Origin of the sequence: Dyadobacter sp. CY327 (assembly GCF_021390415.1) — a bacterium.
Lineage (GTDB): Bacteria > Bacteroidota > Bacteroidia > Cytophagales > Spirosomataceae > Dyadobacter > Dyadobacter chenhuakuii.
In genome coordinates this window covers 118,651-144,983 of sequence record NZ_JAJUXJ010000005.1, presented here as the reverse complement: position 1 = coordinate 144,983, position 26,333 = coordinate 118,651, and the positions used below count along the sequence as shown (strand labels likewise).

24 protein-coding genes and 1 tRNA gene are annotated in these 26,333 nt (G+C 45.3%); 16 read left to right on the top strand and 9 right to left on the bottom strand.

Annotated features, from left to right (window positions below; translation table 11 throughout):
- The first annotated feature begins 19 nt into the window (after window positions 1–19).
- The 4 genes from metH (at window position 20) to LZG74_RS14120 (ending at window position 6,926) form a co-directional block, all read left to right on the top strand.
- Window positions 20–3,844, top strand: coding sequence for a methionine synthase (metH, locus tag LZG74_RS14135; protein WP_233797212.1), 3,825 nt, complete (start codon window positions 20–22; stop codon window positions 3,842–3,844).
- Window positions 3,845–4,044: 200 nt separating this feature from the next.
- On the top strand, window positions 4,045–4,590 hold the full coding sequence (locus LZG74_RS14130; protein WP_233797211.1) for a nuclear transport factor 2 family protein: 546 nt from the start codon (window positions 4,045–4,047) through the stop codon (window positions 4,588–4,590).
- A gap of 95 nt (window positions 4,591–4,685) precedes the next feature.
- Window positions 4,686–5,924, top strand: a complete 1,239-nt coding sequence (locus tag LZG74_RS14125; protein WP_233797210.1) for a NupC/NupG family nucleoside CNT transporter — start codon at window positions 4,686–4,688, stop codon at window positions 5,922–5,924.
- A 78-nt stretch (window positions 5,925–6,002) separates the two neighbouring features.
- Complete coding sequence (locus LZG74_RS14120) at window positions 6,003–6,926, top strand: YihY/virulence factor BrkB family protein (protein WP_233797209.1); 924 nt, start codon at window positions 6,003–6,005, stop codon at window positions 6,924–6,926.
- A 9-nt stretch (window positions 6,927–6,935) separates the two neighbouring features.
- Here the strand turns inward: LZG74_RS14120 and sppA are convergent, their stop codons facing one another.
- Entirely contained in the window at window positions 6,936–8,702 is a 1,767-nt protein-coding gene (sppA, locus tag LZG74_RS14115; RefSeq protein WP_233797208.1) for a signal peptide peptidase SppA, read from the bottom strand.
- Between the two features lie 195 nt (window positions 8,703–8,897).
- Here sppA and LZG74_RS14110 point away from each other — a divergent pair, with 195 nt between their 5' ends.
- Together LZG74_RS14110 and LZG74_RS14105 are read left to right on the top strand one after the other, a co-directional pair.
- Window positions 8,898–9,404, top strand: a complete 507-nt coding sequence (locus LZG74_RS14110) for a histidine phosphatase family protein (protein WP_233797207.1) — start codon at window positions 8,898–8,900, stop codon at window positions 9,402–9,404.
- A 1-nt stretch (window position 9,405) separates the two neighbouring features.
- On the top strand, window positions 9,406–9,609 hold the full coding sequence (locus LZG74_RS14105; protein WP_035360193.1) for a hypothetical protein: 204 nt from the start codon (window positions 9,406–9,408) through the stop codon (window positions 9,607–9,609).
- Here the strand turns inward: LZG74_RS14105 and xerD are convergent, their stop codons facing one another.
- Window positions 9,610–10,506, bottom strand: a complete 897-nt coding sequence (gene xerD / locus LZG74_RS14100) for a site-specific tyrosine recombinase XerD (protein WP_233797206.1) — start codon at window positions 10,504–10,506, stop codon at window positions 9,610–9,612. It abuts the gene before it with no gap.
- A gap of 26 nt (window positions 10,507–10,532) precedes the next feature.
- Between xerD and aroQ the strand changes: the two genes are divergently transcribed.
- On the top strand, window positions 10,533–10,946 hold the full coding sequence (gene aroQ, locus LZG74_RS14095) for a type II 3-dehydroquinate dehydratase (protein WP_233797205.1): 414 nt from the start codon (window positions 10,533–10,535) through the stop codon (window positions 10,944–10,946).
- Here the strand turns inward: aroQ and LZG74_RS14090 are convergent, their stop codons facing one another.
- The gene (locus tag LZG74_RS14090; protein WP_233797204.1) at window positions 10,947–13,436 is read right to left on the bottom strand and encodes a M14 family zinc carboxypeptidase; all 2,490 of its coding nucleotides are present in this window, start codon (window positions 13,434–13,436) and stop codon (window positions 10,947–10,949) included. It lies immediately after the preceding gene.
- Window positions 13,437–13,695: 259 nt separating this feature from the next.
- Here LZG74_RS14090 and LZG74_RS14085 point away from each other — a divergent pair.
- Window positions 13,696–13,767 (top strand) — tRNA-Glu (locus LZG74_RS14085).
- 136 nt (window positions 13,768–13,903) lie between these two features.
- Here the strand turns inward: LZG74_RS14085 and LZG74_RS14080 are convergent.
- Window positions 13,904–14,176 (bottom strand): hypothetical protein, encoded by a 273-nt coding sequence (locus LZG74_RS14080; protein ID WP_233797203.1) that lies wholly within the window; start codon window positions 14,174–14,176, stop codon window positions 13,904–13,906.
- 100 nt (window positions 14,177–14,276) lie between these two features.
- On the opposite strand from LZG74_RS14080, the gene LZG74_RS14075 reads away from it, so the two are divergent.
- The 5 genes from LZG74_RS14075 (at window position 14,277) to LZG74_RS14055 (ending at window position 16,037) form a co-directional block, all read left to right on the top strand.
- Window positions 14,277–14,627, top strand: a complete 351-nt coding sequence (locus LZG74_RS14075; protein ID WP_233797202.1) for a helix-turn-helix domain-containing protein — start codon at window positions 14,277–14,279, stop codon at window positions 14,625–14,627.
- A gap of 152 nt (window positions 14,628–14,779) precedes the next feature.
- Window positions 14,780–15,004, top strand: a complete 225-nt coding sequence (locus LZG74_RS14070; protein WP_233797201.1) for a type II toxin-antitoxin system RelE/ParE family toxin — start codon at window positions 14,780–14,782, stop codon at window positions 15,002–15,004.
- Window positions 15,005–15,014: 10 nt separating this feature from the next.
- Window positions 15,015–15,353 (top strand): HigA family addiction module antitoxin, encoded by a 339-nt coding sequence (locus tag LZG74_RS14065; RefSeq protein ID WP_233797200.1) that lies wholly within the window; start codon window positions 15,015–15,017, stop codon window positions 15,351–15,353.
- Window positions 15,354–15,436: 83 nt separating this feature from the next.
- Window positions 15,437–15,622: a type II toxin-antitoxin system HicA family toxin gene (locus LZG74_RS14060; RefSeq protein ID WP_233797199.1), complete on the top strand. Its 186-nt coding sequence runs from the start codon at window positions 15,437–15,439 to the stop codon at window positions 15,620–15,622.
- A gap of 7 nt (window positions 15,623–15,629) precedes the next feature.
- The gene (locus LZG74_RS14055) at window positions 15,630–16,037 is read left to right on the top strand and encodes a helix-turn-helix transcriptional regulator (protein WP_233797198.1); all 408 of its coding nucleotides are present in this window, start codon (window positions 15,630–15,632) and stop codon (window positions 16,035–16,037) included.
- A 41-nt stretch (window positions 16,038–16,078) separates the two neighbouring features.
- Here LZG74_RS14055 and LZG74_RS14050 read toward each other — a convergent pair whose 3' ends face one another.
- Window positions 16,079–17,185: an MBL fold metallo-hydrolase gene (locus LZG74_RS14050; RefSeq protein ID WP_233797197.1), complete on the bottom strand. Its 1,107-nt coding sequence runs from the start codon at window positions 17,183–17,185 to the stop codon at window positions 16,079–16,081.
- A gap of 131 nt (window positions 17,186–17,316) precedes the next feature.
- On the opposite strand from LZG74_RS14050, the gene LZG74_RS14045 reads away from it, so the two are divergent.
- The gene (locus LZG74_RS14045; protein WP_233797196.1) at window positions 17,317–19,191 is read left to right on the top strand and encodes a CocE/NonD family hydrolase; all 1,875 of its coding nucleotides are present in this window, start codon (window positions 17,317–17,319) and stop codon (window positions 19,189–19,191) included.
- A gap of 32 nt (window positions 19,192–19,223) precedes the next feature.
- The gene (locus tag LZG74_RS14040) at window positions 19,224–20,003 is read left to right on the top strand and encodes a ThuA domain-containing protein (protein ID WP_233797195.1); all 780 of its coding nucleotides are present in this window, start codon (window positions 19,224–19,226) and stop codon (window positions 20,001–20,003) included.
- Between the two features lie 40 nt (window positions 20,004–20,043).
- On the opposite strand, the gene LZG74_RS14035 is transcribed toward LZG74_RS14040, so the two are convergent.
- Together LZG74_RS14035 and LZG74_RS14030 are read right to left on the bottom strand one after the other, a co-directional pair.
- Complete coding sequence (locus LZG74_RS14035; protein ID WP_233797194.1) at window positions 20,044–21,444, bottom strand: FN3 domain-containing metallophosphoesterase family protein; 1,401 nt, start codon at window positions 21,442–21,444, stop codon at window positions 20,044–20,046.
- A gap of 56 nt (window positions 21,445–21,500) precedes the next feature.
- Window positions 21,501–22,274 (bottom strand): Fic family protein, encoded by a 774-nt coding sequence (locus tag LZG74_RS14030; RefSeq protein ID WP_233797193.1) that lies wholly within the window; start codon window positions 22,272–22,274, stop codon window positions 21,501–21,503.
- A 122-nt stretch (window positions 22,275–22,396) separates the two neighbouring features.
- On the opposite strand from LZG74_RS14030, the gene LZG74_RS14025 reads away from it, so the two are divergent.
- Window positions 22,397–24,595 (top strand): radical SAM protein, encoded by a 2,199-nt coding sequence (locus tag LZG74_RS14025; protein WP_233797192.1) that lies wholly within the window; start codon window positions 22,397–22,399, stop codon window positions 24,593–24,595.
- Between the two features lie 2 nt (window positions 24,596–24,597).
- Here the strand turns inward: LZG74_RS14025 and nagA are convergent, their stop codons facing one another.
- Both nagA and LZG74_RS14015 read right to left on the bottom strand, forming a co-directional pair.
- Window positions 24,598–25,707 (bottom strand): N-acetylglucosamine-6-phosphate deacetylase, encoded by a 1,110-nt coding sequence (gene nagA / locus LZG74_RS14020; RefSeq protein WP_233797191.1) that lies wholly within the window; start codon window positions 25,705–25,707, stop codon window positions 24,598–24,600.
- A gap of 58 nt (window positions 25,708–25,765) precedes the next feature.
- A complete protein-coding gene (locus LZG74_RS14015) occupies window positions 25,766–26,326 on the bottom strand; it encodes a pentapeptide repeat-containing protein (protein ID WP_233797190.1) in 561 nt (186 codons plus the stop codon).
- Window positions 26,327–26,333 lie beyond the last annotated feature (7 nt).

The following is a 26,333-nucleotide window of genomic DNA, read 5'->3' as shown; positions in this document are numbered from 1 at the left end:
CTAATAGAAATACAACACAATGGTAGCAACGCAAAACGCAGACATCCGTGAAATCCTGAAAAGCCGTATCCTTGTACTGGACGGTGCGATGGGAACGATGATCCAGCGGTATAAGCTGGAAGATCACGATTACAGGGGCGAGCGTTTCAAGGACTGGCCGCGTGATGTAAAAGGGAATAATGACCTGCTTTCACTAACACGCCCTGACATTATCAAAGCCATTCACGCTGCGTATTTCGAGGCAGGGGCAGACATTGCCGAAACCAATACATTCTCAGGAACCACCATTGCCATGGCCGACTATGGCATGGAGGAATTGGTTTATGAACTGAATTTTGAGTCTGCGCGCCTTGCGAGGGAGGTTGCGGATGAGTTCACAGAAAAAGATCCGGACAAGCCGCGTTTCGTTGCGGGATCTATCGGGCCTACGAACCGGACCGCGTCACTTTCGCCGGACGTTAACAATCCCGGTTACCGGGCGATCAGCTTTGATCAGCTGGTGGAAGCTTATTATGAGCAAATTAAAGGTCTTACGGACGGCGGCTGCGATCTGCTGCTCGTTGAAACAATATTTGATACATTGAATGCGAAAGCTGCACTTTTTGCTATCGATCAATTTTTCGTTGATGCCAAAAATGGTAAAATAGAGCGCCTCGATTCATGGAGAAATAAACCAGGCGAAGCATTGCCGATCATGATATCGGGAACAATTACCGACGCTTCCGGAAGAACATTATCAGGGCAGACGACAGAAGCATTTCTGACTTCTGTATCCCACTTACCATTGCTTTCAGTAGGCTTGAACTGCGCATTAGGAGCCGATTTGATGCGTCCATATGTACAAATTCTGGCGAAAGAGGCTCCGTTTTTCACATCGGCGCACCCGAATGCAGGTTTGCCGAACGAAATGGGTGAGTATGACGAGTCTCCCGAGCAGATGGGCGAAGTGGTTGATGGGTTTTTAAGAGATAATCTGGTCAATATCATCGGTGGCTGCTGTGGAACGACTCCAGACCACATCCGAGTAATTGCGGACTTGTCTGTAAAATATAGCCCAAGAACATTGCCGCCAAGCGAAACAGTCATGAAATTATCTGGTTTAGAGCCGGTTAAGATCAATAAGCTGAGCAATTTTGTGAACATTGGGGAGCGTTGCAATGTAACGGGTTCAAAAAAATTCGCCAGGCTCGTGCGTGAAGGCAAATACGACGAAGCACTTGCCATCGCCCGCGAACAGGTCGAAAGCGGTGCGCAGGTGATCGATGTCAACCTCGACGAAGGGATGATCGACGGCGTGGAGGCAATGAAAACCTTTGTTAACCTCATTGTATCCGAGCCCGATATTTCCAAAGTGCCCTTAATGATCGACTCTTCGAAATGGGAAGTGATTGAATCGGGATTGAAATGTGTGCAGGGCAAGTCGATCGTGAACTCGATCTCTTTGAAAGAAGGCGAGGAGAAATTCAAGGAATCCGCAAGAACGGTGCTTCGCTACGGCGCGGCGGCTGTTGTGATGGCATTTGACGAGCAAGGCCAGGCTGATAACCTGGAACGGCGCATTGAAATTTGTTCGAGGGCTTACCGCATTTTGACAGAAGAAGTTGGTTTCCCAGCTGAGGACATCATCTTTGATCCGAACATTCTGACGGTTGCAACCGGAATGGAAGAGCATAATAACTACGCGGTTGACTTTATCAATGCCGTTCGTTGGATCAAGGAAAACCTGCCGCATGCGAAAGTTTCGGGTGGTGTATCTAATGTTTCTTTCAGTTTCAGGGGAAATGAACCAGTGCGTGAAGCCATTCACACGGCATTTCTATACCACGCAATCCGCGCCGGAATGGATATGGGAATTGTAAATGCTGCGCAAATCGGCATTTATGATGAAATCCCGAAAGATGTGCTCGAACTGGTCGAAGACGTGCTGCTTAACCGTCGCGCCGATTCAACCGAACGCCTTGTTGCTTATGCAGAGACAGTAAAAGACAAAGGAAAAACACAAAGCGGTCCTGATCTTTCATGGAGAGAATTGCCGGTTAAAGAGCGCATTTCGCATTCTTTGGTAAAAGGGATTTCGGATTATATTGATGAGGATACGGAGGAATGCAGACACTTGTTTGCCAGACCATTGGAAGTGATAGAAGGGCCGTTAATGGACGGAATGAGCATTGTGGGTGATCTTTTTGGCGAAGGAAAAATGTTCCTGCCGCAGGTTGTGAAATCAGCTCGTGTAATGAAAAAAGCGGTTGCTTATCTGCAACCTTACATTGAGGCGGAAAAAAGTGAAGGCAACAATTCAGCCGGAAAAATATTGCTCGCCACAGTAAAAGGCGATGTTCACGACATTGGCAAAAACATTGTGGGCGTGGTGCTGGGCTGTAACAATTACGAAATTATCGACTTGGGCGTAATGGTGCCTACGGATAAGATCCTCGCCGCCGCTATTGAGCATAATGTGGACATTATTGGTCTTTCGGGATTAATCACGCCTTCGCTCGACGAAATGGTTGGTGTGGCCAAAGAAATGGAGCGCAGAAACTTCAAAATGCCGCTTTTGATCGGAGGTGCAACAACTTCGCGTATACACACAGCAGTTAAAATAGACCCGAATTATTCCGGTGCGGTCATTCATGTTCTCGATGCTTCCAGATCTGTTCCGGTTGCTGGTAAACTGATCCAAAGTGATCAGAGTCAGGCTGATGTATTGTCAGACATTAAGGCTGAATACGCCAAGCTGAGAGTCGACCATGCCAAACGCGGCGGAGAAAAAGCGCATGTCCCCATTGCAAAAGCAAGAGAAAATAAAGCAAAAATCGACTGGACCAGCTTCCAGGCGACCAAGCCGCAATTTTTGGGAACAAGGGTTTATGATGACTATGATTTGAATGACATTGCCAAATACATCGACTGGACACCATTCTTCCAGACGTGGCAGTTACACGGCAAGTTTCCCAAGATTTTTGAAGACAAAGTTGTTGGAGTAGAAGCAGTTAAATTGTACGAGGATGCTGCGGTGCTGCTAGGCGAAATCATCCGGGATAAAACGCTTAAAGCGAAGGCGGTAATCGGTTTCTGGCCAGCCAATTCAATTCAAGATGATATTGTTTTACATCATTTTGAAGAGCAAACCCGCGAAGTGTCTTGCGAAAGGCATGGCTCACACCAGTATATCGAATATCTGATCAGTCAACAGGCAACGGAGAATCTCAATGCAGGGGAGCTCGTTGCGGATACGGCGGCGGTTTTGCATCATTTGCGTCAGCAGTCGCAAAAAGCGTCTAATCTGGCCAATTATTGCTTATCAGATTTTGTCGCACCACTTGAAACCGGAAAAACCGATTATATAGGCGGATTTGCAGTTACTGCAGGCATCGGCATCGAAGCGCTTTTGGATAAATATGAAAAGGACCACGATGACTACAACAGCATTATGGTGAAGGCGCTGGCGGATCGCTTGGTGGAAGCATTGGCGGAATTAATGCATGAACGCGTTCGGAAGGAGATTTGGGGTTATGCCAAAAATGAAACATTTAGCAACGAAGACCTCATTAAGGAAAGCTACATGGGCATTCGTCCTGCACCCGGATATCCAGCCTGCCCGGACCACACAGAAAAGCGGATGCTATTCGATCTTTTAGACGCAGAACAGCTCGGCATTACATTGACGGAAAGCTATGCTATGTATCCCGCAAGCAGCGTGAGCGGCTGGTATTTTTCGCATCCGGACAGCCGTTATTTCCCTGTTGGTAAGATATTTAAAGACCAGGTTGAGGATTATGCAAGGAGAAAAGATATGCCTCTGGAAGAAATTGAAAAGTGGCTATCTCCTGTTTTGGGATACTAAAAAGTTTAATGTTTAGGTTCGATTGGGAGAGTGGGGTAACCTGCTCTCCTATTTTATTTGTCCGCTGTATACTTTTTTTGAACAAATCACGTAATTAAGGAGCATGAAGTGCTGGAAACAGGTATTAATACGCTATTTTCTTAGTTTTCTACAGTGAATATTTGTCTTATAATTCGAGTTAGAATTAAAGTCTGTTAGCCATGAATCGTAATATCGCCGTTTTCATCTTACTTATCCTTATTGCCTCCTCATTTAAATACAGAACCAAAACACGCGGGCAAGTTTCAACATTAAACCCCGCCCAGGTTCATTCAGTTAAAAATATAAGTCAGGAATCCGGCGCATTCGATAAAGCCGTGCTGAAATTACAGGAAGGCAACCAGGAGCTTGCTAAGGGCCGGGCTTCAATCTACAAATCGCTTTGGTCGCACTCGGAAGATGTAAGCAATTTTTGTGCAATGGATGGACAGGAATACAAAGGTTGGGAATCGGTCGAAAAAAGTCTGGATTCCTTTGCTCAGAAAATGGCTGGTAATAGCAATTTCAAATTAGAAAAAATAGCGAGTCAAGCTGGCCCTGAGCAGGGATATGTTCTTCAAAAAGAGCATTACACCCTCCAAGATGGCATTAAAGTCGACATGAATGTTACGATTGTTTTCCGCCGGGAAAATAATGAGTGGAAAATCGTACATCGTCAATCCGATAAATTGGCCATGCCGGCAGAGGCCATTATCGCTGCCAAATAATCTCCGGCATAATCCTGTATATTTTACACATTTCGCATCTTCCAATTAATTTGTTGTTATTTTGCACCTTTTGGCAAAGGGCGACTTAACAATTTATGGAAAGATTTACGGGACTGCTGGGTATCATATTGATCCTGGGCATTGCATTCGCAATGTCGAATAACAGAAAGGCGATTAATTACCGGACAGTAGGCGTGGGGTTGGGACTTCAATTTGGCTTGGCTGTATTTATTCTTCGTACCGAAACCGGCCAGCGGATCTTTCAATGGCTGGGTGATAAAGTTCAAAAATTACTCTCATTCTCCGACAGGGGCGCCGATTTTGTATTCGGAACGCTCGTTCGCCCCGATTTAATGCAACGTGCATTTGGTCCTGGAAATGACTTCGTTTTCTTCTTTAAAGTAATTCCTACTATCATCTTTGTTGCCGTTCTGGTGAATATGCTCTACCATTTGGGCATTATGCAACGCGTGGTCTCTGTCATTGCGCGCGGCGTCTACTGGCTTATGGGTGTAAGTGGTGCAGAAGCACTTTCCAATGTTGCCAGCACATTCGTAGGTCAGGTGGAGGCGCAGATTATGATTAAGCCTTATTTGAAAAACATGACCAACTCCGAGTTAATGGCTTCTATGACAGGAAGTTTCGCGTGTATAGCGGGCGGTGTAATGGCTGTTTATATTTCATTGGGCGTTCCGGCTCCTTATCTTATCGCTGCCAGTTTAATGGCTGCTCCGGGTGCATTGGTTATATCAAAAATCGTTTTTCCTGAAACGGAGACTTCAAACACAAAAGGCGTCGTAAAGCTGGAAATCCAGAAAACGCACGCAAACTTGCTGGATGCCATCGCAGCGGGAGCAGGTGAGGGCTTGAAAGTTGGTTTTAATGTCATAGCCATGCTGATCGGCTTCATCGCATTGGTTGCCTTGCTCGATTATCTGCTGGGTTTGATTGGCGGTTTGTTTGCTTTTCCACAGTTGAGTTTCAACTTTGTGCTTGGTAAAGTTTTCTCCGTTTTTGCGTGGGCCATGGGCGTTCCCGGGAAGGATATCGAGGCTGCTGGCTCGTTAATGGGGACAAAAATGGTTATCAACGAGTTTGTGGCCTATCTTGATCTCGTGAAAATGAAGGAGACGCTGGATCATAAAACCATTGTAATCACCAGTTTTGCATTGTGCGGTTTTGCAAATTTCAGCTCCATTGCCATTCAGGTAGGAGGGATCGGAGAACTTGCACCGTCACGCCGCGCCGACCTGGCAAGGCTGGGATTTAAAGCACTCATTTGCGGAACATTGGCTTCCTACATGTCGGCAACGCTTGCCGGCTTGCTGTTATAAGCCCGTTCAGATTGCTGCTTTGGCATGGATATTTTTGTTTGCTGATTCGAAAGTAATATTGAATTAGTAAAACATCGTATGAAAAACGTAAAGCTGTATTTCTCCATCCTCAAAGAAAGTTTCAGTGAATTTATGAATGATAACGGGCTGAAACTGAGTGCAGCTCTTTCCTACTACACGATATTTTCCCTGGCTCCCATGCTTCTGGTCATCATTTCGGTGTTCAGCATTTTTTTCGGGCGGGATGCCATTCAAGGTGAGTTGTTTGACCAGATCAGAGGATTGGTAGGCGCGAGTGCAGCTCAGCAATTGCAGGAAATTCTTAAAAACGCAGAGCTTTCCAACAAATCGGGTGTGGCTGCGGCGATTGGGATTGGAACCTTGCTGATCGGTGCAACGGGGGTTTTTGCGGAAATGCAGGATTCGATCAATTACATCTGGGCTATCAAATCCAAACCCAAAAAAGGCTGGCTTCAATATCTTAAAAATAGACTCATATCTTTTTCACTGATCCTTACGCTCGGCTTCCTGCTGGTTGTATCGCTGGGTGCAAGTGCGTTGGTGGATGTATTGAGTAATCAGTTGGAAAGATACTTTTCGGAAGGTTCTGTTGTGCTTTTCTACATTGTAAACCTGGCCCTTGTTTTGACCATTATTACTGCGCTGTTTACAGTGATCTTCAAAGTGTTACCGGATGGCGAGCTGAGATGGAAGGAGTGTATGGTAGGGGCAACTTTTACGGCTATTCTGTTCCTTATAGGCAAGTTTGTGATCAGCTTTTATCTGGGTCAGTCTGACCTTGGTGCAGCATATGGTACTTCGGCTTCCATCGTAATCCTGCTGACATGGATTTACTATTCTTCTATTATTCTTTATTTTGGAGCAGAATTTACGAAGGTTTATGCCAAACAGGACGGCGTCGGAATTGCTCCTAATAAACACGCCGTACTGATTGTCAGAAAAGAAATTGATGAAGAAACGGGTGAGCTGATCGTCGATTAACAGGAACGCTTAGCGAATTACAAGTTCGAAAGGCATTCTGGTTTGTGTCCCGCCCATGTTCAAGAGCTTTTTATACATTTTGACATAAGGAGCAAGTTCACCAAGTGCCTTTGTCGATGCTTTTTCTTCCTCATCGCCCATCATTTTGGTTACCAGCTCGTCAAATGGCTTTTTCTTTTCAGGATAATAACGCACACGATAATCGCCTTCACCCAATTTCGCCGCTTTTGCAGCAATTTTGATGGCATCATCCACACCGCCCAAAACATCTACAAGGCCGTTTTCCTTGGCTTCAACACCAGACCAAACGCGTCCTTGTGCCAGGCTTTTTAGTTTTTCAACAGACATTTTTCTGCCAGCTGCTGCTTTTTTGGTGAATGTCTCGTAACCTTCGTTGACACTCTTTTGGATCATTGATTTTTCGAATTCCGTCATGTCGCGTGTTGCAGTAGGCCAGTCAGCATGCGGACTGGTGCCCACGCCGTCAAATGTTACCCCAAGCTTGTTATTCATGAAATCCGAAACATTGAAAATCAAGCCAAATATCCCGATTGAACCCGTTATGGTGTTCGGCTGAGCCACAATTTTGTCGCAACCCATAGCCATATAATATCCGCCGGAAGCTGCCACATCTGACATCGAAGCAATAACAGGCTTCTTTTTGGCTGTAATTTGTATTTCGCGCCACATGACATCAGAGGCCAGCGCGCTTCCGCCAGGGGAATTGATCCGAATCACGACCGCTTTGATTTTGTCATTTTCACGAATCTCTTTCAGTTCTTTTACAAATTTGTCAGAGCCGATATTGTCGTCGCCGCCATCGCCGGAAGTAATTTCTCCCTCAGCTACCAGCACGCCAATGCGTTTGTTAAAATCACCCTCATCAACCTTGCTGCCGCCTTTCAGATATTTATCTACACCCACATAAGTGATTTTTTTCTTATCCTCTATTTTCAAATCCCTTTTCAGATAGGACTCCAATTCATCCTGGTAACCCAGGTCTGTCACAAATTTGTATTTCAATGCAGCTTTCGGATTGTCAACGGCAAGGGAATCGGCAAGTCCTTTTAACTCAGCAACCGGAATTTTACGGGAAGCAGATATATTTTTAAGAAAATTGCCATTAATGGCTGTAATTAATTCGATGGACTGCTTTTTACTCGAATCGCTCATATCCTGACGCGAGAACATCTCGATCGCGCTTTTGAACTCGCCTACCCGGAATACCAATGGCTTGATGTCCAGCTTGTCAAAAGTGCCCTTAAAGAAGCTGTATTCGGCAGAAAGTCCGTTCCATTCCATGCCGCCCGCAGGATTCAGGTAAATTTTATCGGCTAATGAAGCAATGTAATAGCCTTTTTCGGAGTAAGATTCGCCGTAAGTAACGATGAATTTTTTTGATTTTTTAAATTCCAAAAGCTGGTTCCGGATCTCCTCCAATGTTGCCCATCCGGCTTCTGGTCCTTCTGTTTTCAGGTAAATGCCTTTGATGTTATCGTCTTTCTGAGCGCTTTTTAAGGCTTCGATAATGTCTTTCAGTCCGACCGCATTTTCATTGCCACCAAACGGGCCGCCGATTTCAGCAAAAGGGTTTTCGACGCCTACTTCCTGTATCGGTTTGTTAAGGTCTAATTTAAGGACAGATTTTTCTGCTATAACGACCTCGTCATCTGACGAAAGCATGGAACCAATACCCACAAGGATGAAAAAGGAAGCAAAAAGAAAAATGATTATGCCGACAAAAGTGGCCAGGACATATTTAAAGAATTGTAACATGAGATGCTTGCTAGTGGGTTTTATTTCATAGGTATGTAAGAAACAAAAATACAGATTAATTGTCGCGGATTGTAGAATAATTAATGTCGAAAGGTTGTATGAGCTCGCTAAGTGGCAAAAAAATCAGGCTGATTTTCGTGTCCCTGCAAAGTGGTTTAAATGCAGGATATCTGTAATTTTGGAAAAAAAAGAAAAATGAAAAAGACGCTTATTCTCGTTCGCCACGCCACCGCTGAGGACCATAGTTTTTTGATCAAGGATTTTGACAGAAAACTTAATGACAAGGGACTGGTCGAGTCAGCGACGATGGGAGAATGGCTTGCCACGGCTAATATTAGTGCTGATATTTTTGTGTCAAGTCCGGCTCCCAGAGCTTATCAGACTGCCGAAATTATCGCGGAAAAGTTGGGCTTGAATGCGGATCAGCTGATCTCTGACAGAGACCTTTACGATGGCGGGCCGAAAGCTTATTTAAACGCAGTGAATTCTGTTTCGGAAAGCTTTTCAAAGCTGATGCTATTTGGCCATAATCCTGATATCAGCCATTTTGCGGAATATGTGTCGGGAGCAGATTTAGGTTCGATGAAGAAAGGAAGCGTTGCCATCATTGAATTTGAAGGGCTCAAATGGGAAGAGCTTTCGGCAAAGACCGGGCAGCTGACTTTATACAAAACACCAAAACAAGTGAGCGAAGCTGAGTAAAATGGACAAACCAAACAAGAACCGCAGCATTTTCATTGCCATAACCGTCTTTTTTATTGCGCTTTTCGTATACATTTCCTACGACATGTCGAGCCGTACAACCGCTCCCTGGAACAAGCCCAAGCAACTGAACCGCGCATTACCAGGCGCCACGCCGGACGCTGATTCGCTTTTATTGGATTCGCTGCTGGAAGAAGTGAAGTAATCAACCCCGCGGGTGAAATTCCGTAATAACCTGCCGGAGATAATCGCGATCCAGGTGCGTATAGATTTCCGTGGTCGTAATTGACTCATGCCCAAGCATTTCCTGCACTGCGCGCAAGCTCGCGCCACCTTCGATCAAATGTGTCGCAAATGAATGCCGGAATGTGTGCGGGCTCACATTTTTGTGGATTCCTGCCTTTTCCACAATGTCCTTGATCATTATAAAAATCATCACACGAGAAAGCTGACCGCCTCTTCTGTTCAGGAAAACAATGTCCTCTGCATCCTTGGCCGGTGCAATGTCATTACGGACGTGTTCGAGGTAAATCTGGGTGTATTTAATGGCTTCTTTGCCAATCGGGACCAGTCTTACCTTATCGCCTTTTCCTAAAATCCGCAGAAAGCCAATGTCGAAGTAACAATGTGTAAGCTGCAAGCCAGTCAATTCTGAAACTCGTAACCCCGAACTGTACAACACTTCAATGATCGCCCGATTTCGCGTTCCTTCCGGCGTAGAATGGTCGATCGCGGAAAGCATTGTTTCAATTTCTTCATAGGAAAGCACGTCGGGCAGTTTGCGAGGCAGGCGAGGGGACTCTAAAAGTTCGGTTGGATCTTCTGTAATCTCATTTTCCAATAATAAATATTTGAAAAAAGCTTTAATGCCCGAAAGCATCCTCGCCTGAGAATGTGCCGCCAGGCCGAGCTCGGACAGATATTTCAGAAAAGCCGCTAAATGTTCCTCCGTAATCTTCGCAGGGGGCAAATCGATTTTTGCCAATTCAAGATATTCTTCCAGTTTCTCAACATCCCGCACATAAGCCTCCACTGAATTGCCCGATAGTGAGCGTTCCAGCCGAAGATAATTTTTAAAATGTTTGATGTAGCTTTGCCACATAGAAGAACTGTTAATCTGATTATTGAATGAAAAAGATCCTGATCCTGAACGGCCCTAATTTGAATCTTTTAGGCAAACGCGAACCCGGCGTTTATGGTAACCAATCATTTGAGGATTATTTCGAAACACTGAAAGGTCTTTTTCCGGACATTGAACTGCATTATTTTCAATCCAATCACGAAGGAGAATTAATAGATAAAATCCACGAAGTCGGTTTCACATTCGACGGCATCGTGATCAATGCTGGCGGCTACACGCACACATCCATCGCACTGGCAGATGCCCTTTCCGCCGTAACCACACCAGCCGTAGAAGTCCACATTTCCAACATCCACGCCCGGGAGTCCTTTCGTCACCACAGCTATTTGACGTCGCGTTGTAAGGGGATGATTTGTGGGCTGGGGCTTCGGGGTTATGAACTGGCGGTTCGCTATTTCTAATTACCTAAACACCGCATTGCTAAACAGAATCTTCCCGCTATACAGCATGGAGCGGAAAACGGGGTCGTCCATGAGGTAAACCACGTGGCCGCGGCCCATGTCCTGCACGCCCATGACCAATGTGTTTTTGAGCTTTCCAGTCATTTTGTTGCCTACAAAACCTGCTTTGTAGCCCGTTTCGGTGAGGTAACCCACATTCCAGCCGTCTTTCAGGTAATCCATTTCGTAGGCGTCCCGCACGAGGGTGAAATATTCCTTTCCGCAGCCGAATGCCAGCGGATGCGTTGTGTCCATCGTCACCTGGAACATGCTGCCCGGCGAAGTGTCGCCAGCGTCTTCTCTTTCCTGATCGCCGTATTTTTTAAATGTGTCGGAATCTTTCTTTCTGTCCGACATTTTTTTGGTCAGATTAAAACCCGATTTCCCAACAAAAACATCAGTTGCGCGCTCCATAGCAATGAGTTTTCCACCATTCCGGATCCAGTTTTGTAATGCTTCCAGCTGTTTGTCATTGATAATGTCACTATAACGGCCGTCAGGAAGGATCAGCACATCGATCTCATTCCAGGGCAATGTGGAAAGCCGCGAACCATTCACCATCGTCACCGGATAACCGATCTGCTGCTCGAAATAATGCCACACAGCGCCGACAGCAGTCGGACTAATGCCTTCACCCGTCACAGCAACGACCTTTGGCGCTTTAAGCGACACAATGTAATCGCTTCCAAAATCAGCGCCGCTGCTCACATAACCCGTCTGCACAGGCGTAAGCTTTACAAAATGTTTGTTTGCAATAGAAGTGACCAGTTTATCAAAAGTCAGGTTTTCGTTTCCTTTTTTAGGAATAATCAATGTGCCAGCCTCAAAATTCGACTTATTCATCTCAAACGGAATATTCGAGCTTTTGACCAAAATTCCATTCTTCAGCAACTCTGCAAGAAACGCAGCGTGCTCAACCTCAGACCATTGGGCCAGATAAGCGTAAGGTGGAGTCGACGGAATCGGATTTTCAATTTTCTCTGACTGATACGCTGCCGGAGCCAGTTTTTCCTTCAATCCATAAGCTTTCAAACCATACAAATAAGCAAGTCCCCAGCTCGTAACATCGTAAGTCACAGAGTCTTCCAGCACCGGTTTGGGCTCAAAGAGAATCCTTAGCAAGTTCGATTTAGGCTGATAAGCGCTGATCAGCAAATCATTATTCTCAATTTTTACGGGCTGCTCGCTCAATGTCGTCAACTCCGTGCCTTTTGTGGATGCAGATTTACCAGCAATGCCATAAACAAAGCCCTGGCGCGTCATCCATTCGCTGAAAGAACGAATCCGCTCTTCGTTTCCTTTGGCCTTCACAATGTAGGTTTTGAAAGAACCTGCAGGCGCATTTACGGCATCTTCATGAAACTTAATCATCTCAGAAACAATACGTTCCTTTTGTGAAAGCACCGCTTCCAACGTGGCCAGACTCGTCGCATAATGATGGGAAATGCGGCTGGCGAGCGTCAATGTATCATGTTCATCTTTGCGCTCAATGCCTAAACCGGCCCTTCCTCCGCCGCCTTGCTCATAAGTCACGCCAATTGCGCCATTGACCGTAGGCCAGGTGTCGCCATAACTTGGGTAAAAGAGATCGTAATTATATCGGGTGAAATAGGCCCAGTTGTTTTTATCAAAATATTTGCGGCAATATTCCCCGATCAAATCATTAAACTGCCTCTGCCAGGCAGTTACGTCCTTGTGAAATGGACGGGCAGCAGGAGGGAAATAGTAACTTCTGGTGTGGCCCATTTCATGGAAATCGGCGTGGAAGTGCGGCATCCATTGATTGTAAAGCGCAATGCGTTCCTTCGTTTCCTTCTGCGTTTGCCACGCCCAATCGCGGTTGAGGTCAAACAAATAGTGGTTAAAACGACCGCCAGGCCAAGGTTCGTCATGTTCCAGCCCAAATGGCGTCACATCCGGTGTCGCATTCTGCACGCGGTTATACCATTGCGAATAGCGGTCATACCCATCCGGATTAATGCAAGGATCGATCATCACGACCATATTTTTCAGAAAATCCTGTGTCAGCGTATTCTGTTTATTCAGCAGCTCATAAACCACTTTCATGCTCGTATTCGCCGAAACCGACTCATTTCCATGCACATTATAACTCATCCAAACGATCGGAGGCGTGGCGGCATCCGGTTTGCCATCCAGGAGTTTAATGCTCTTTAAATGGTTTGTGCGGATCTTTTCCAGATTCGCAAGGTTCTCCGGCGAGGAAATAAACGCCACCATCAACGGCCTGCCTTCGTTGCTGCTGCCATATTGGACGATTTTCACCCGGTCCGCATTTTGCGATTGCAATAACTTAATGTAATCAACGATCTGGTGATGAAATGCGAACTTGGAGCCGAGCGGGAAACCCAGGAATTCGTCCGGCGTTTTATTTTGCGCCACTGCGAATTGGGAAAAAAGCAGCAGCAATGACCAGCAGAAACGTTTTAACATATATTGAAGGAAATGAAATGGAAAACGAGGATTCCAAAATTAGAAAGTTACCTCAATTTAACGGCATGGGATATTGAATAAAAAAAAGTTTTGGATTGAATGTTCTGGAAATCAGGACAGTGTAAAATAACTTCGTTTTATTTCTCCTGTAAGTTTGGAATTTAAAAACCGGTCGTGCATCTTTGCACCACGATTTCGGAAAACGGAAACGAAAAGTGAAAGAAAGTGCTTAAAAAACGCGCGAAGTAGGAGACCAGTCGGCCCATTCGTCTAGCGGTTAGGACACGACCCTTTCACGGTTGAAACAGGGGTTCGATTCCCCTATGGGTCACATAACCGCGCGGAATGCGCTTTCAGAAACTTCAAAAACCGTCCTATTTTAGGGCGGTTTTTTTGTTGTTATATTGCTTGGGTTTGGAATGGTCAGAGAAGTAGGCTTGTCCCAAACTGCTAATCTGGACGATCAATCAAATATGCACATTAACAATCCCCATAATTTCCTCCAACGCCAAAGTGACACATTCGATCCTGTCTACATCACCACGCCTCGGATCTGAAAGGGCCTGGGCAACAGAACGCATATAGCCTTCTCCGGTTCGCGTATCGAAAAACGCATCATGGCTAGCAAGCTTGTCTTTCCATTTCGGTCCAGCCATTTCCTTGGCCTTACGAAATCGAATAAGTAATCGTTGCTTGATTGTCATCGCTGGCAAGCGCTTGGTAATTGTTTCCATTTCCATAATATGTGTAATTTGCGTTTAACAGATGGTGTTTCACAAATATAGTCAATTTGATATAATAAGTTTATCAATGCGATTATATTTATAATCAAATCAATAAATGTCATTGGTTGACAGGGTTAAAAAGCTTCGGGAAGATTTAAAAATCAATGCGGTTCAGTTTGCCAAAAAGGCTAATGTTCCGCAAGCAACTTATAATAGGATAGAAAAGGGGACGGGTAATTTAACTGCTAATGCTATTGCGGACATTATAAAGGCATTTGAGGTAAACCCTTATTGGCTGTTATTTGGAGAAGGTGGTGAAGAACCAATCTTTACAAAACAATCCGAATTATCAAATCAAATAACAATCACCAAAGACGAGTTCATCGAATTGCAGCGGAAGGCTCTGCGGCAGGAGGATAGGATTCGGGAGTTGGAGAGGGAGGTTAAGAGATTACAAAACGAATGACGATATTACCGAATAAACACACTAGATAATATGAAAACAGAAACTACTAAGATGTGCACAGCATTGTTGACTTTAGGATTTTGTCTGAAGGTTTGGCAGTGTTAAGATGATCGAAAGCATTCAGCATAAGGGTTTACGTCTTCTATTTGAAGATGATAACTCGTCAAAATTGCCTCCACACCTGGTGGAACGAATTCGGGAAATTGTTAGACGTGGCTGACACAATTGAGCAGTTGAACGTTTCAGGATACAGGTTGCATAAATTAACCGGTGAATTCAAAGACTTCTATTCAATAAGAGTAAGCGGAAACTATCGGATCATTTTTCGGTTCGTTGATGGAAATGTGTTTGATGTAAACTATCTTGACTATCATTAAGAGTATTCATATGTTAAAGAGAGGAATGCGCCCGTCTCATCCGGGTGCGATTTTGGCGGGGATGATAGAAGGTTTGCGCGAGGAGTCGGGCAGGACTTTTACTATCACTGAAATTGCTGCGGGGCTGGGGATTAGCAGAAGCACGCTTTCAGCGATATTGAATCAAAAGGCGTCAGTAAGTTCCGAAATGGCAGTTAAGCTTTCCGAAGGGTTCAATACAAGTGCTGAGCTATGGTTGAACTTGCAAAAAAATTACGATCTGTGGCAAGCGGAAAAGAATGTTAGCAGGGAGAATATCAGGCATTTTGTGAATGGTGAAGGCGCCGTAGTAGTTTCTATGTCACAATGAGATTGTGGTTCCCGAAAAAAATTACCTAGATATTTGACAAAGGTCGCAAATTTGCGACCTTTGTTTTTTTAACACACTACACAATGGATGCAAAAGAATTGATCCGCTTGCTGGAACAGCGTGGATGGATGGAAGTCAGAAGCCGCGGAAGTCATCGAATTTTTAAGCATCCAGCCAGTGACGAAACAATCCCTGTTGCTTTTCACGGCCATAAGGATATCCCAATTGGGACATTAAAGAAAATTTTGAAACAAGCAGGCCTTAAATAATTGAAACATGAAACTGACAATCATCATAGAAAAAGGCGATAATGAATTATGGGGACGCATAGAGAATGTGCCAGACTATTTGCCTGTCACCAGCGGAAGCACAGTGGATGAGATTACCGACAATCTGAGAGATCTACTTGAAGACTTTATTCAACACGAAGGCAAATCAAATGCCGATTGGCAAAATCTTAAGAAATCCGATTTTACATTCGATTATGCCTACGATTTGAGTGCATTTTTCGTATTGTTTGATGACATCAAAGTTGGGGCATTAGCAAAGCGAGCGGGCCTTAATCCATCATTAGTAAGACACTATGTCGCAGGAACAAAATTCCCTTCTGAACAGCAAGCAAAGAAATTAGAAGATGCTATTCATGATCTGGGTGAGAAGTTGAAAGAGGTTGTTCTGGCTTGATTACAACATTCACAACTATATTGTCCCTGCGGCAGAGCTGGTTAATCCTCCGGTTGTAGCGCGGCTTGTTTCCACCATTCCGTGAAGACATTGTCCCCTTTCAAATTCACTTTCTGTCCGATCATGGGCGTTATCAGCGGTATGTTTTGTTTTTTTGCTTCGGTTGAGGCTCTTTGGATGGGTTCGTTCCAGTCGTGAAGGGCGAGGGAGAATTTGGACCAGTGGACGGGCATTAGTTTGGTAGCTTTCAGCTCGCGGGCTGCCGTTACGGTTTCTTCGGGCATCATGTGGATGTATTTCCAGGCTTCGTTGTATTGGCCGCATTCGAGTATGGCGAGGTCGAATGGACCGAATTTGTCGCCGATTCTTTTGAAATGCTGGTCATAGCCGGAGTCGCCGCCGATGAAGATTTTCATTGTTGGGGTTTGCAGTACAAATGAGACCCAAAGTGCCTTGTTACGGCTTAGGCCGCGGCCTGAAAAGTGTCTTCCCGGCGTAATGTCAACCCGGAACCCGCCGCCCAGATCAGCGCCCTGGTTCCAATCTTTTTCAATCAGCGTGCTTGTTTTATAACCCCAACGCTCGAAATGTTCGCCTGTGCCGAGGCCTGTAATGACTGTTTTAACCTTGGCTTTCAGTTTTAAAATGGTCGGATAATCCAAATGATCCCAGTGATCGTGCGAAATCATCAGGTAATCTATGTTCGGGAAATCCTCAACATCATACACATCGGTGCCTTTAAAGCTGGGCGTTGTGAAATGGACGGGGGAGGCGCTGCCGCTGAAAACAGGGTCGACTAGGAATGTTTTCCCATCGATCTGCATGAAGTAGGAAGAATGTCCAAACCATACTAAAACGTTCTCAGCAGGATCTAAATGCAGTAAATCAGTCTTTTGGGAAGGAATGGTTGCGCCCGGAATGTTGTATTTGCTTTTGCCAAAAAAGAACTTGATGAGCACTTTGGAATAACTGGAACCTTCTGCCAAATCAGGCGTGTAACTCTCATTTTGAAACTTACCATCCTTATAATTCGGGGATTTTCTGATCAGCTCCAAACGCGTGCCGGAGGGTTGTCGGCCAAACTGCGGCCGCTCCATAAAAATGTAACCGGCAAAGACCAGCAACGCCAGCAAAATAAATAATATCATAAGGGATTTTTTAAGAATTCGGATCATCGACGGGGGAAATGCAAATATACGGGAAGGTAAAAAGTTTTATGTTTGACAAACACTTTCTTCTGTATTTTTGGTCACTATATTTTCATCATTAACAGCCAGCCATGCATAAACGTTTTCTGCTGCTCATTTTGCTGCTTTCCACCTGCTTTTGTCAGGCTCAAAATCAGGCGGTTCCCGATACAAATTGGATCCGTGAAAGTTACATTAAAACTGAGCAATACATCGCCATGCGTGATGGCGTGAAGCTTTTTACGGCTATTTATGCGCCCAGGGATTCGTCCCAGACTTACCCGATCCTCATGCAGCGGACGCCTTATTCGGTGCGGCCTTATGGCGTGAATAAATATCGCCGCAGCCTCGGCCCGAACGTTTATTTAATGCGTGAAAAATACATTTTCGTGTACCAGGATGCGCGTGGCCGTTACAAAAGCGAAGGCACCTTCCGGGAAATGACGCCTGCCATTGAGAAGAAATCGGGCAATAAGGATGTTGACGAGTCGAGCGACACATATGACACGATTGAATGGCTTTTGAAAAACACCAAAAACAATGGTAAGGTGGGTCAATCAGGCATTTCCTTCCCTGGGTTTTATTCTTCTGCCGCCTTGCCCGATGCGCACCCTGCATTGAAAGCTGTTTCTCCGCAAGCGCCTATGTCTGATGAGTTTATCGGCGATGACTGCTATCACAATGGCGCATTTTTCCTGATGGATAACTTCGGTTTTTATAGTGGTTTCGATGGTCCAAAAAGCGCGGATGGTGAAAATTATAAGTCGTTTTTCAATGCGGAATATAAGGATGCCTACAAATATTTTCTCGACTTCGGTCCTTTGAAAAAAGCCAATACAGACGCCTATTTTTCGGATCCCAACAGCATTTGGCGGCAAACGGTGGCACATCCCGTTTATGACGAATTTTGGGAAAGCCGGAACATTAAGAAGCATTTGAAAAACATTAAACCTGCTGTGCTCGTTGTTGGCGGCTGGTTTGATGCGGAGGATTTATATGGTGCCTTGAAGACTTATGCGGCCATCGAAAAGCAGACGCCGGGCAACAATAATCGCCTCGTGATGGGCCCCTGGACGCATGGCGGCTGGGCTGCGCCGCAATGGAAGTCGTTTGCGCAATATGATTTTGGCGGCGATTTGAACAAATATTTCCAGGAAGAGATTGAGACGAAGTTTTTTGATTTTTATCTCAAAGGAAAAGGCAGCTTTGATCAGCCCGAGGTGACGGTTTACGAAACGGGTTCAAATCAATGGAAAAATTATGATGTCTGGCCACCGAAGAATAGTGAGCCGACGCCCTATTATTTGAATGCAAAAGGTTCACTAACAACAGCTAAGCCAAATGCAAAAAAAGGTGAAACGGCTTATGAAAGCGATCCTGCCAACCCGGTTCCCTACACAAGCGTGGCGGGCAGCCGCAGGAATAATGCATATATGGCCGAAGATCAGCGATTTGCCTCCAAACGGCCGGACGTGCTTAGCTTTCAAACAGATTTTTTGACATCAGATGTGACATTAACCGGCGAGATCATTGCCAATTTAATGGTTTCGATAACTGGCTCTGACGCGGATTTTATTGTAAAAGTGATTGATGTATGGCCCGCCAACACTTCGGTTCCTGGTGCTAAAGAGGGTGATAAGGCAGTGGATATGAGCGGTTACCAGCAAATGGTGCGGGCAGAAGTGCTTCGTGGGAAATTTCGCAACAGCTTTTCAAAACCGGAGCCTTTTACAAAAGACAAAGTGGAAAAAGTGACGGTAAAGCTCAACGAAACGGCGCACACATTTAAAAAAGGCCACCGCATTATGGTGCAGATCCAGAGCAGCTGGTTTCCGCTGGTAGACAGGAACCCACAGAAATTCTTGAACATTTTTGAAGCCAATGAGTCGGATTTTCAAAAATCAAAAATTACGATTCACCATAACGCACAATACAGCAGCAGCATCTCATTGCCCGTCTTGAAATAAGGACGGTTTTGATTCCTAAACACCTTTAAATCATGAAAATTTTCAACGGGAAATTTCCCGCATATCTGATCGCGTGCCTGCTTTTCGTCGCATCCACGGCAGCTTTTGCACAAACGAAAAAGGCGCAGTTCAGGGTTTTAGCCATGGCTGAGCCGGGTGGACATCACATTGAATATTCGAAACGGGCGCGGATCTGGCTGGATTCATTGGCTGCCAAGGAGAATTTTACTATTGATTACATTGATAAAACAGATCCTATCAACGAGGCCTATCTTGCTAACTATCAATTAATTATTCAACTCGATTATGTTCCTTATGCCTGGAAACCGGAAGCTTCCACGGCGTTTGAAAAATATATCAATGAAGGAAAAGGGGGCTGGATCGGGTTTCATCATGCCACATTACTTGGTGAGTTTGATGGTTATAAAATATGGCCTTGGTTTTCAGATTTTATGGGCGGCATTCGTTACAAAAATTACATTGCCGATTTTGCGGCAGGAACTGTGAATATTGAGAAGAGAAATCATCCGGTTATGAAAGACGTTCCGGCGTCTTTTTTGGTTAAAAAGGAGGAGTGGTACATTTATGACAAAAGCCCGCGGCCAAATGTGGATGTGCTCGCGAGCGTTGATGAATCCACCTATTCGCCTGATTCAAAGGTCAAAATGGGCGACCATCCGGTCATTTGGTCTAATACAAAAGTGAAGGCGAAGAATGTTTACATCTTCATGGGACATTCGCCGGTTTTGTTTGAAAGTGTTGTTTATAAAACTATTTTCAAGAATGCCATTTTCTGGGCTGTCAAGAAATAGCTTCAAAATTCCGGTTAGCAAACATCAATATGCCAATCTCTCACCTCAATGCTTTTCTCTTTTTGTATTCCTGGAACCGCTCGTTATAATGCTTCAGATCAGCCTCTTTGAATGTCTTCATATAACGCTCCGGCAGTTCCAGTCTTTCCTTCATTTGCAATGTGCCTTCTAATTCCACGAGCGTATTTTTGCCCTTATCATCTTTATTCAGCTCAAATGAATCGTACAGATCACCATTGACAGTGAATGCTTTAAAGGCCAATTTGGCCGAATCGATGGTGATTACCTGATATAATTGCGTGTTGGAAGCCGCGCGGTCCATCCAGTCCTGCAAACCAATGTCGTACATTTTCGGTCCGCTGACGGAAACGACGTAAATCGGTCCATCCGGTGTCTGGCGGCTTTCGCCCACGGGCATATTCAGGCCACGACCATAACTGTGATCGTGCCCTTGCAGCACGATATCGACATTGTATTTCTTATAAAGCGGCTCCATTTTCCTGCGCCAGCGGTCGTTACTGCGGCCTTGTTTGGTGGAATAAACGGGATGGTGGTGTACAACAACGGTCCAGCGGTTTGGATTGGTTTTTACAACTTCCTCGAACCATTCCGCTTGCCGGTTCATCGCGCGAATGCTGTTATCAGCTTCTTCGGAGTTGAGGAAAATGAATCTGTTATTTTGATAATCAATGTAATATGCAGTTTCAATCATTCCTTCCGGCCCATTTTCGGGCAAGGCAAATTGCGGACGCCAATGCTTGGAGACTTTCAAATCATGATCTGTATCTTTAAAATATTCATGATTTCCGGGCGTCGAAAGGTTGGGAATCATGCCATTGATCCAGCCACCTGCCTCAAACCACTCGCCCCACTCGTGATCTTCATTGGATCGGTTGATCAAATCACCCGCATGTATCATAAAATCCGCTTTCGGCAGTGTCGAGTAAGCCCCGCGAATGGCACGTGACCATAGCGAGCGCACTTCCGTTTGTGCATCTCCAAAATAAAGGAAGGAAACTGGCTCATCTTTATCCGAAGCCGTCGTAAAATGAAACCATTCACTCCAATTCTCCCCATCGCCAACGCGGTAAACATATTGTGTAGAAGGCTTCAAATCCGTAAAATTCACCTCATGATAATGCACGAGCTTTCCATCCAACTTAACTGCCTGAGTCAGCGCATTCACAATCTTTGCATTTGGCACAAAATCCGGTGAAGGATCCGCCTCATGAATCGCCGCAATTCCCTTCGCAACCGTCGAATCCGTCCGCCAGTTCACAGCCTGCGAAGTTGCCGGGGCACCCTTATAGCCCAGGATAACACGGTCAGGGAAAGGGGATGGAGGGTATGTTTTGTTTTTCTGGGCGAAAAGGGTGGAATTGGTGCTGATTAAAATAAGTAAGAAGAATCCGGCGAATGAGCTTGAAAAAACGGCACGCATGTGAAATATGAATGGTTGAGATACTTAAATTACTCGGGGGCGACAAAATCAGGCTATTACAATTTGATTGCCTGAGGCAGCATGGATAGAAATGGCATTGCCTGACCATAATCCAGCTGATCATAGAAGACACCGAGGCGATTCAGGTTTTTATAATATTGGTCAACATGCTGATAGTAATATTTTTCAGATTGAATGAACCACGCTGTTTCTCCTAAATTTTCCGCCAAAAACCATTTTTCCAACAACCTTCCTGCTCTCCCATTCCCATCATTAAAAGGATGTATGGCGACAAAAACCATGTGAATAAATGATGCATAGTAAAACGTTTCAGCAACCGTCAACGTCTTTTGTGCAAGTAATTTAATGTCAGACCATAACTTATCCATTTCTTCCTCCACTTGCTCGAAATGCACAGCTTCAAATTGAATCTTACCAGTGTTATGCTCCATCACAAGCATATTATTTTGCCTTAAAACGCCACGCCATTGCTCAGGCAACAAATGTTCGGAAATAAGTTTGTGGCTTTCGAGAAAGTTGGCACGGGTCAATCTGTTCTCTTTGGCAAACTGATAGGCGCGAAATAAATCGTTCGGTTTTTGAGTCAGTTCAGGCAAATATTCAATGTGCTGGATTTTGTGCTTGACGTAACTGTCCACTTCAAGTTGTTCCCCTTCGATCTTGGATGACGATATAACGGCAACGGAAGTGTAAAAATCAAATGCGCTTGTTGTGAAAGGCGTGTTGGTAATGGCCTCTAAATCATGATCCAGATCAGATTTATTTTGATCAAGATATTGTTGGAATAGAACATCAGATAAAATCTCCATAAGTCGTTGCGCCATTGAGGGCCGAACTTACTGAAACTATCAGGGATGCGCAACTAATCCAGGAAGGTGCGATTTTTCTTTTACAGTCGTACCTTTGCACCGCTTAATAACTAAAAGTCACCTTGCAGCAGAAAACGCTTTTTGTCACGCCGCCATTTACGCAGTTGAATACGCCTTATCCGGCTACGGCTTATCTGAAAGGGTTTTTGAACACTTTGGGTAGGGAGTCGTATCAGGCGGATCTGGGGATTGATGTGATTCTAGAGTTGTTTTCTTCGAAGGGGTTAAAGACGCTTTTTGCGCAGCTCGATGATTCGGACATAGCGCTTACGGAGAATAGTTTCCGGATTTATTCGCTGAAAGATGATTATATCACAACCATTGATCCCGTCATCCGCTTTCTCAAAAACCAAAACCCAACATTAGCCCACAGCATTTGTGACCGCAGTTATTTGCCGGAAGCGGGCCGTTTTCAGCAATTGGAAGATATGGATTGGGCATTTGGGACGATGGGAATCCATGATAAGGCGCGGCATTTTGCAACATTATATCTCGAAGATCTCGGCGATCTGATCCAGGAAGCTGTTGATCCGCATTTTGGTTTCAGCCGATATGCAGAGCGGTTGGGGAGGTCTGCAACGAGTTTTGATGAAATGGAAGCGGCATTAGAATCGCCGGATACGCTGTTGTCCAGGACCTTAACCGATGTTCTGGAACAGAAAATACAAAAATACCAGCCTGACATTGTCTGCATTTCTGTGCCTTTTCCGGGAAACTTATACGGTGGTTTTAAATGTGGGCAATACTTAAAAAAGCATTATCCCAACATTAAAATCGTTATGGGCGGCGGCTTTCCGAACACGGAACTGCGCACATTGAAAGAACCCCGGGTTTTTAATTACATCGATTTTATATGTCTTGATGACGGTGAAGCGCCTTTGCTTTCGCTGCTGGAATATCTGGATGGTGAAAGGGAAATTTCGCAGCTGAAACGTGTTTATTCGCGCGTCGATGGCGTGGTCGTTTATCATAATGGCGCGAAGGAAAAGGATGTGCCGCAGCGCGATACGGGCACGCCGGATTACAGCGATCTGCCTCTGCACGATTACTTGTCGGTGATTGAAATTGTTAATCCCATGCACAGGCTTTGGAGCGATGGGCGCTGGAACAAGCTGACATTGGCGCATGGTTGTTACTGGGGCAAATGCTCGTTTTGCGACATATCACTCGATTACATCAGACGTTACGAACCCATGACGGCCGCTTTACTCTGCGATCGGATCGAAGAGATCATTGCGCAAACGCAGCAAAATGGCTTTCATTTTGTAGACGAAGCCGCGCCGCCGGCATTGCTGCGGGATCTGGCCTTGGAAATTATCAGACGGAAACTCACCGTTGTCTGGTGGACGAACATTCGCTTTGAAAAGAATTTTACCCACGACCTTTGTCTGCTGTTAAAAGCTTCGGGCTGCATTGCCATTTCCGGCGGGCTTGAAGTGGCTTCTGACCGGCTTTTGGAGCGCATGAAGAAGGGCGTTACCGTTGCGCAGGTTGCGCGCGTGGCGGATGCGTTTACGCAGGCGGGGATTATGGTGCATGCATATTTAATGTATGGTTTTCCGACGCAAACGGCGCAGGAAACGATTGATTCGCTGGAAATGGTGCGACAGTTATTTCAGGCGGGCATCGTGCAATCAGGCTTTTGGCATCGGTTTGCGATGACGGCGCATAGTCCTGTGGGACTGCACCCGGAGGCCTTTGATGTCATGCGGATCGGGCCGAATGTTGGTGATTTCGCGAATAATGATTTGGAACACGATAATCCTTCGGGCGCGAACCACGATTTGTTTGGCGAGGGTTTGCGGAAATCGCTGTTCAATTATATGCACGGCGTCTGCCTTGATTTTCCACATTCCCGGTGGTTCGATTTCAAAGTGCCGCCCACTTCCATTCCGCCCAATTACATTGAAAAGAGCATTAGGGAGCTGCCTGACCTGGCAAACAGGCCCAATGCCGTAGTTACCTGGCTGGGAAGCCTGCCTGAAATGTCTGTTTTTGAGGAGAAAAAAGGCAAAAAGGTTTACGAGATCGCTGAATTGATTTTCTATAATAAGAAAAAAGAATGGGCCGTTGAAACCGACGTGGCGATAGGAGAGTGGCTGGTGGAAATGATGCCTAAGCTACTGTCTTGCAATGCAGAAGCTTACCCATTGGAGCGATTGAGAAATGATTTCGAAGCCGCCGGATTGGGCAGCTTCGAGGAATTTATGATTTCCATGACCTGGACGCAGCTTCGCGCCGGTGGCATGCTGGTTTTGTAACATTACATTTTCAAAACCGAGAAATTTTCGAGATTGTTGTCAAATGTTGTGAATGTTGCGGGGTAACCGATGGCAATGCTGCCAATCTGCTTTTCCAATCCCAATGCACGCGCTGGCCTGATTGTGGCCATTTCAATTGCTTCCTGCAAGGGGATTCCAATCACATTCACTGCATTACGAACTGCATCCGGCAGTGAAATGGTGGCTCCTGCCAGGTTACCGTCCGAATTTGTATAGCGGCCATCTTTCAAATAGGCATCAAATTCACCCCACTTGAATTCGGTCACTTTTTCTCCTAGAAACAATGCGTCCGAAATCAGGAACAGCTTGTCTTTCTTAATCTTATAGGCTACACTCGCCGCGCCGAAATCGCAATGCACGCCATCGATAATTAATGGGGCGTATACATTCTCGTTGTCAAATGTAGCGCCTACCAAACCAGGTGCGCGGTGACCGAATGCTGACATCGCATTGTATAAATGTGTTACCAACTGAATTCCCTGGTTAAATGCAGCCGTAGCTTCGTCATAAGTGGCATTGGAATGGCCCGCAGAGACGGTTATGCCGGATTCCAGCAACATTTGGATCTGATCTGTCGTGAACATTTCAGGCGCGATCGTGATGAGCTTGATAATGTCCTTTCCGTGGGTGATAATCTCCTGTAAATCATTGTCCGTGGGTTTGCGCACGTAGCCAGCCAAATGCGCGCCGCGTTTGATTGGATTCAGGAACGGGCCTTCCAAATGCATCCCCAAAACGCCGGAAGTCGGGTTTTTAGCGATGTAATTTCTGGTGGCTTCGATTCCTTTTAAGATATTATTCTGAGGCGATGTGATGAGCGTTGGCAGGACATAGGCCGTTCCGGTTTTGACGCTGGCTTGGTAAATGTCGTCAATCGTCTCTTCGTCAGCACGTTCGGTGAAATAGAATTTTTCCCCGCCGTTAATGTGACTGTCGAAAAGGCCGGGTGCCAGGTTGGCGACGCGTGTGATGGCCGGGTCTGGTTCTGCGTATTCCATGCCGGCAATCTGGCCGTCGAGGATTTGTATAAGCTGGTTTCTTAGGATTTCCTGGCCGGTGTAAACGGTTTCGGCAAACAATTGAAGTGACATAATGTTAAGGGTCATTTTGAAGCGTCAAGAAACAAAAAATGCTCAGGCGGTCAAAATGCTACTTAATAATAATGTCAAATTTGGTTAGCAAGCCAGCCAGATCGGAGGAAAGGAACTTGGCTTTGCGAATGTTGTTGCTGGTTGGGTCAATGGTAAAATTCTTGCTGCTGGAAAAGTCGACGCCTGCCAGATTGGTGTTGGCAAAAACAGCGTCCCAGAAGTCGCAATTATGGAATTTTGATTTTGAAAGGTCGGCTTGCGTGAAATCTGCACCGTGTATTTTGCAATTGCTGAACGCGGATTTGTTCAATTTCTTTTGTTCAAAAATCGCATAATCCAGGATGCAGCTTTCAAATTTAGCTGCAAAGGCAAAATCTTTGGATTCTGAAAAATTGATTCCCAACAACTTGCAGTTAATAAATTCAATGTCAGAGATCTTGCAGTTTTTAACGCCTGCATTGCTCATATTGCAATCCTGAAAAACGCAATCAATAAAGTCTATGCCTGAAAGATCGGAGAATGTGCAGTTGAGGAATTTGACTTGTTCATAACTGGTTTCAGTTAATTCTTCAATGCTGAAATCTTTGTTTTCAATGACTTCTAAATTACTGCCTCTCAAAATCTTG

Bases quoted from the DNA above. Each gene is read 5' to 3' on its own strand.
- LZG74_RS14130 (WP_233797211.1), top strand. From the start codon at position 4,045: ATGAATCGTAATATCGCCGTTTTCATCTTACTTATCCTTATTGCCTCC.
- LZG74_RS14035 (WP_233797194.1), bottom strand. From the start codon at position 21,444: ATGCGTGCCGTTTTTTCAAGCTCATTCGCCGGATTCTTCTTACTTATT.
- LZG74_RS14055 (WP_233797198.1), top strand. From the start codon at position 15,630: ATGAAACTGACAATCATCATAGAAAAAGGCGATAATGAATTATGGGGA.
- LZG74_RS14070 (WP_233797201.1), top strand. From the start codon at position 14,780: ATGATAACTCGTCAAAATTGCCTCCACACCTGGTGGAACGAATTCGGG.
- LZG74_RS14125 (WP_233797210.1), top strand. From the start codon at position 4,686: ATGGAAAGATTTACGGGACTGCTGGGTATCATATTGATCCTGGGCATT.
- nagA (WP_233797191.1), bottom strand. From the start codon at position 25,707: ATGTCACTTCAATTGTTTGCCGAAACCGTTTACACCGGCCAGGAAATC.
- LZG74_RS14050 (WP_233797197.1), bottom strand. From the start codon at position 17,185: ATGATATTATTTATTTTGCTGGCGTTGCTGGTCTTTGCCGGTTACATT.
- LZG74_RS14045 (WP_233797196.1), top strand. From the start codon at position 17,317: ATGCATAAACGTTTTCTGCTGCTCATTTTGCTGCTTTCCACCTGCTTT.
- LZG74_RS14105 (WP_035360193.1), top strand. From the start codon at position 9,406: ATGGACAAACCAAACAAGAACCGCAGCATTTTCATTGCCATAACCGTC.
- aroQ (WP_233797205.1), top strand. From the start codon at position 10,533: ATGAAAAAGATCCTGATCCTGAACGGCCCTAATTTGAATCTTTTAGGC.
- LZG74_RS14065 (WP_233797200.1), top strand. From the start codon at position 15,015: ATGTTAAAGAGAGGAATGCGCCCGTCTCATCCGGGTGCGATTTTGGCG.
- LZG74_RS14080 (WP_233797203.1), bottom strand. From the start codon at position 14,176: ATGGAAATGGAAACAATTACCAAGCGCTTGCCAGCGATGACAATCAAG.
- LZG74_RS14120 (WP_233797209.1), top strand. From the start codon at position 6,003: ATGAAAAACGTAAAGCTGTATTTCTCCATCCTCAAAGAAAGTTTCAGT.
- xerD (WP_233797206.1), bottom strand. From the start codon at position 10,506: ATGTGGCAAAGCTACATCAAACATTTTAAAAATTATCTTCGGCTGGAA.
- LZG74_RS14030 (WP_233797193.1), bottom strand. From the start codon at position 22,274: ATGGAGATTTTATCTGATGTTCTATTCCAACAATATCTTGATCAAAAT.
- sppA (WP_233797208.1), bottom strand. From the start codon at position 8,702: ATGTTACAATTCTTTAAATATGTCCTGGCCACTTTTGTCGGCATAATC.
- LZG74_RS14060 (WP_233797199.1), top strand. From the start codon at position 15,437: ATGGATGCAAAAGAATTGATCCGCTTGCTGGAACAGCGTGGATGGATG.
- LZG74_RS14090 (WP_233797204.1), bottom strand. From the start codon at position 13,436: ATGTTAAAACGTTTCTGCTGGTCATTGCTGCTGCTTTTTTCCCAATTC.
- LZG74_RS14075 (WP_233797202.1), top strand. From the start codon at position 14,277: ATGTCATTGGTTGACAGGGTTAAAAAGCTTCGGGAAGATTTAAAAATC.
- LZG74_RS14110 (WP_233797207.1), top strand. From the start codon at position 8,898: ATGAAAAAGACGCTTATTCTCGTTCGCCACGCCACCGCTGAGGACCAT.
- metH (WP_233797212.1), top strand. From the start codon at position 20: ATGGTAGCAACGCAAAACGCAGACATCCGTGAAATCCTGAAAAGCCGT.
- LZG74_RS14040 (WP_233797195.1), top strand. From the start codon at position 19,224: ATGAAAATTTTCAACGGGAAATTTCCCGCATATCTGATCGCGTGCCTG.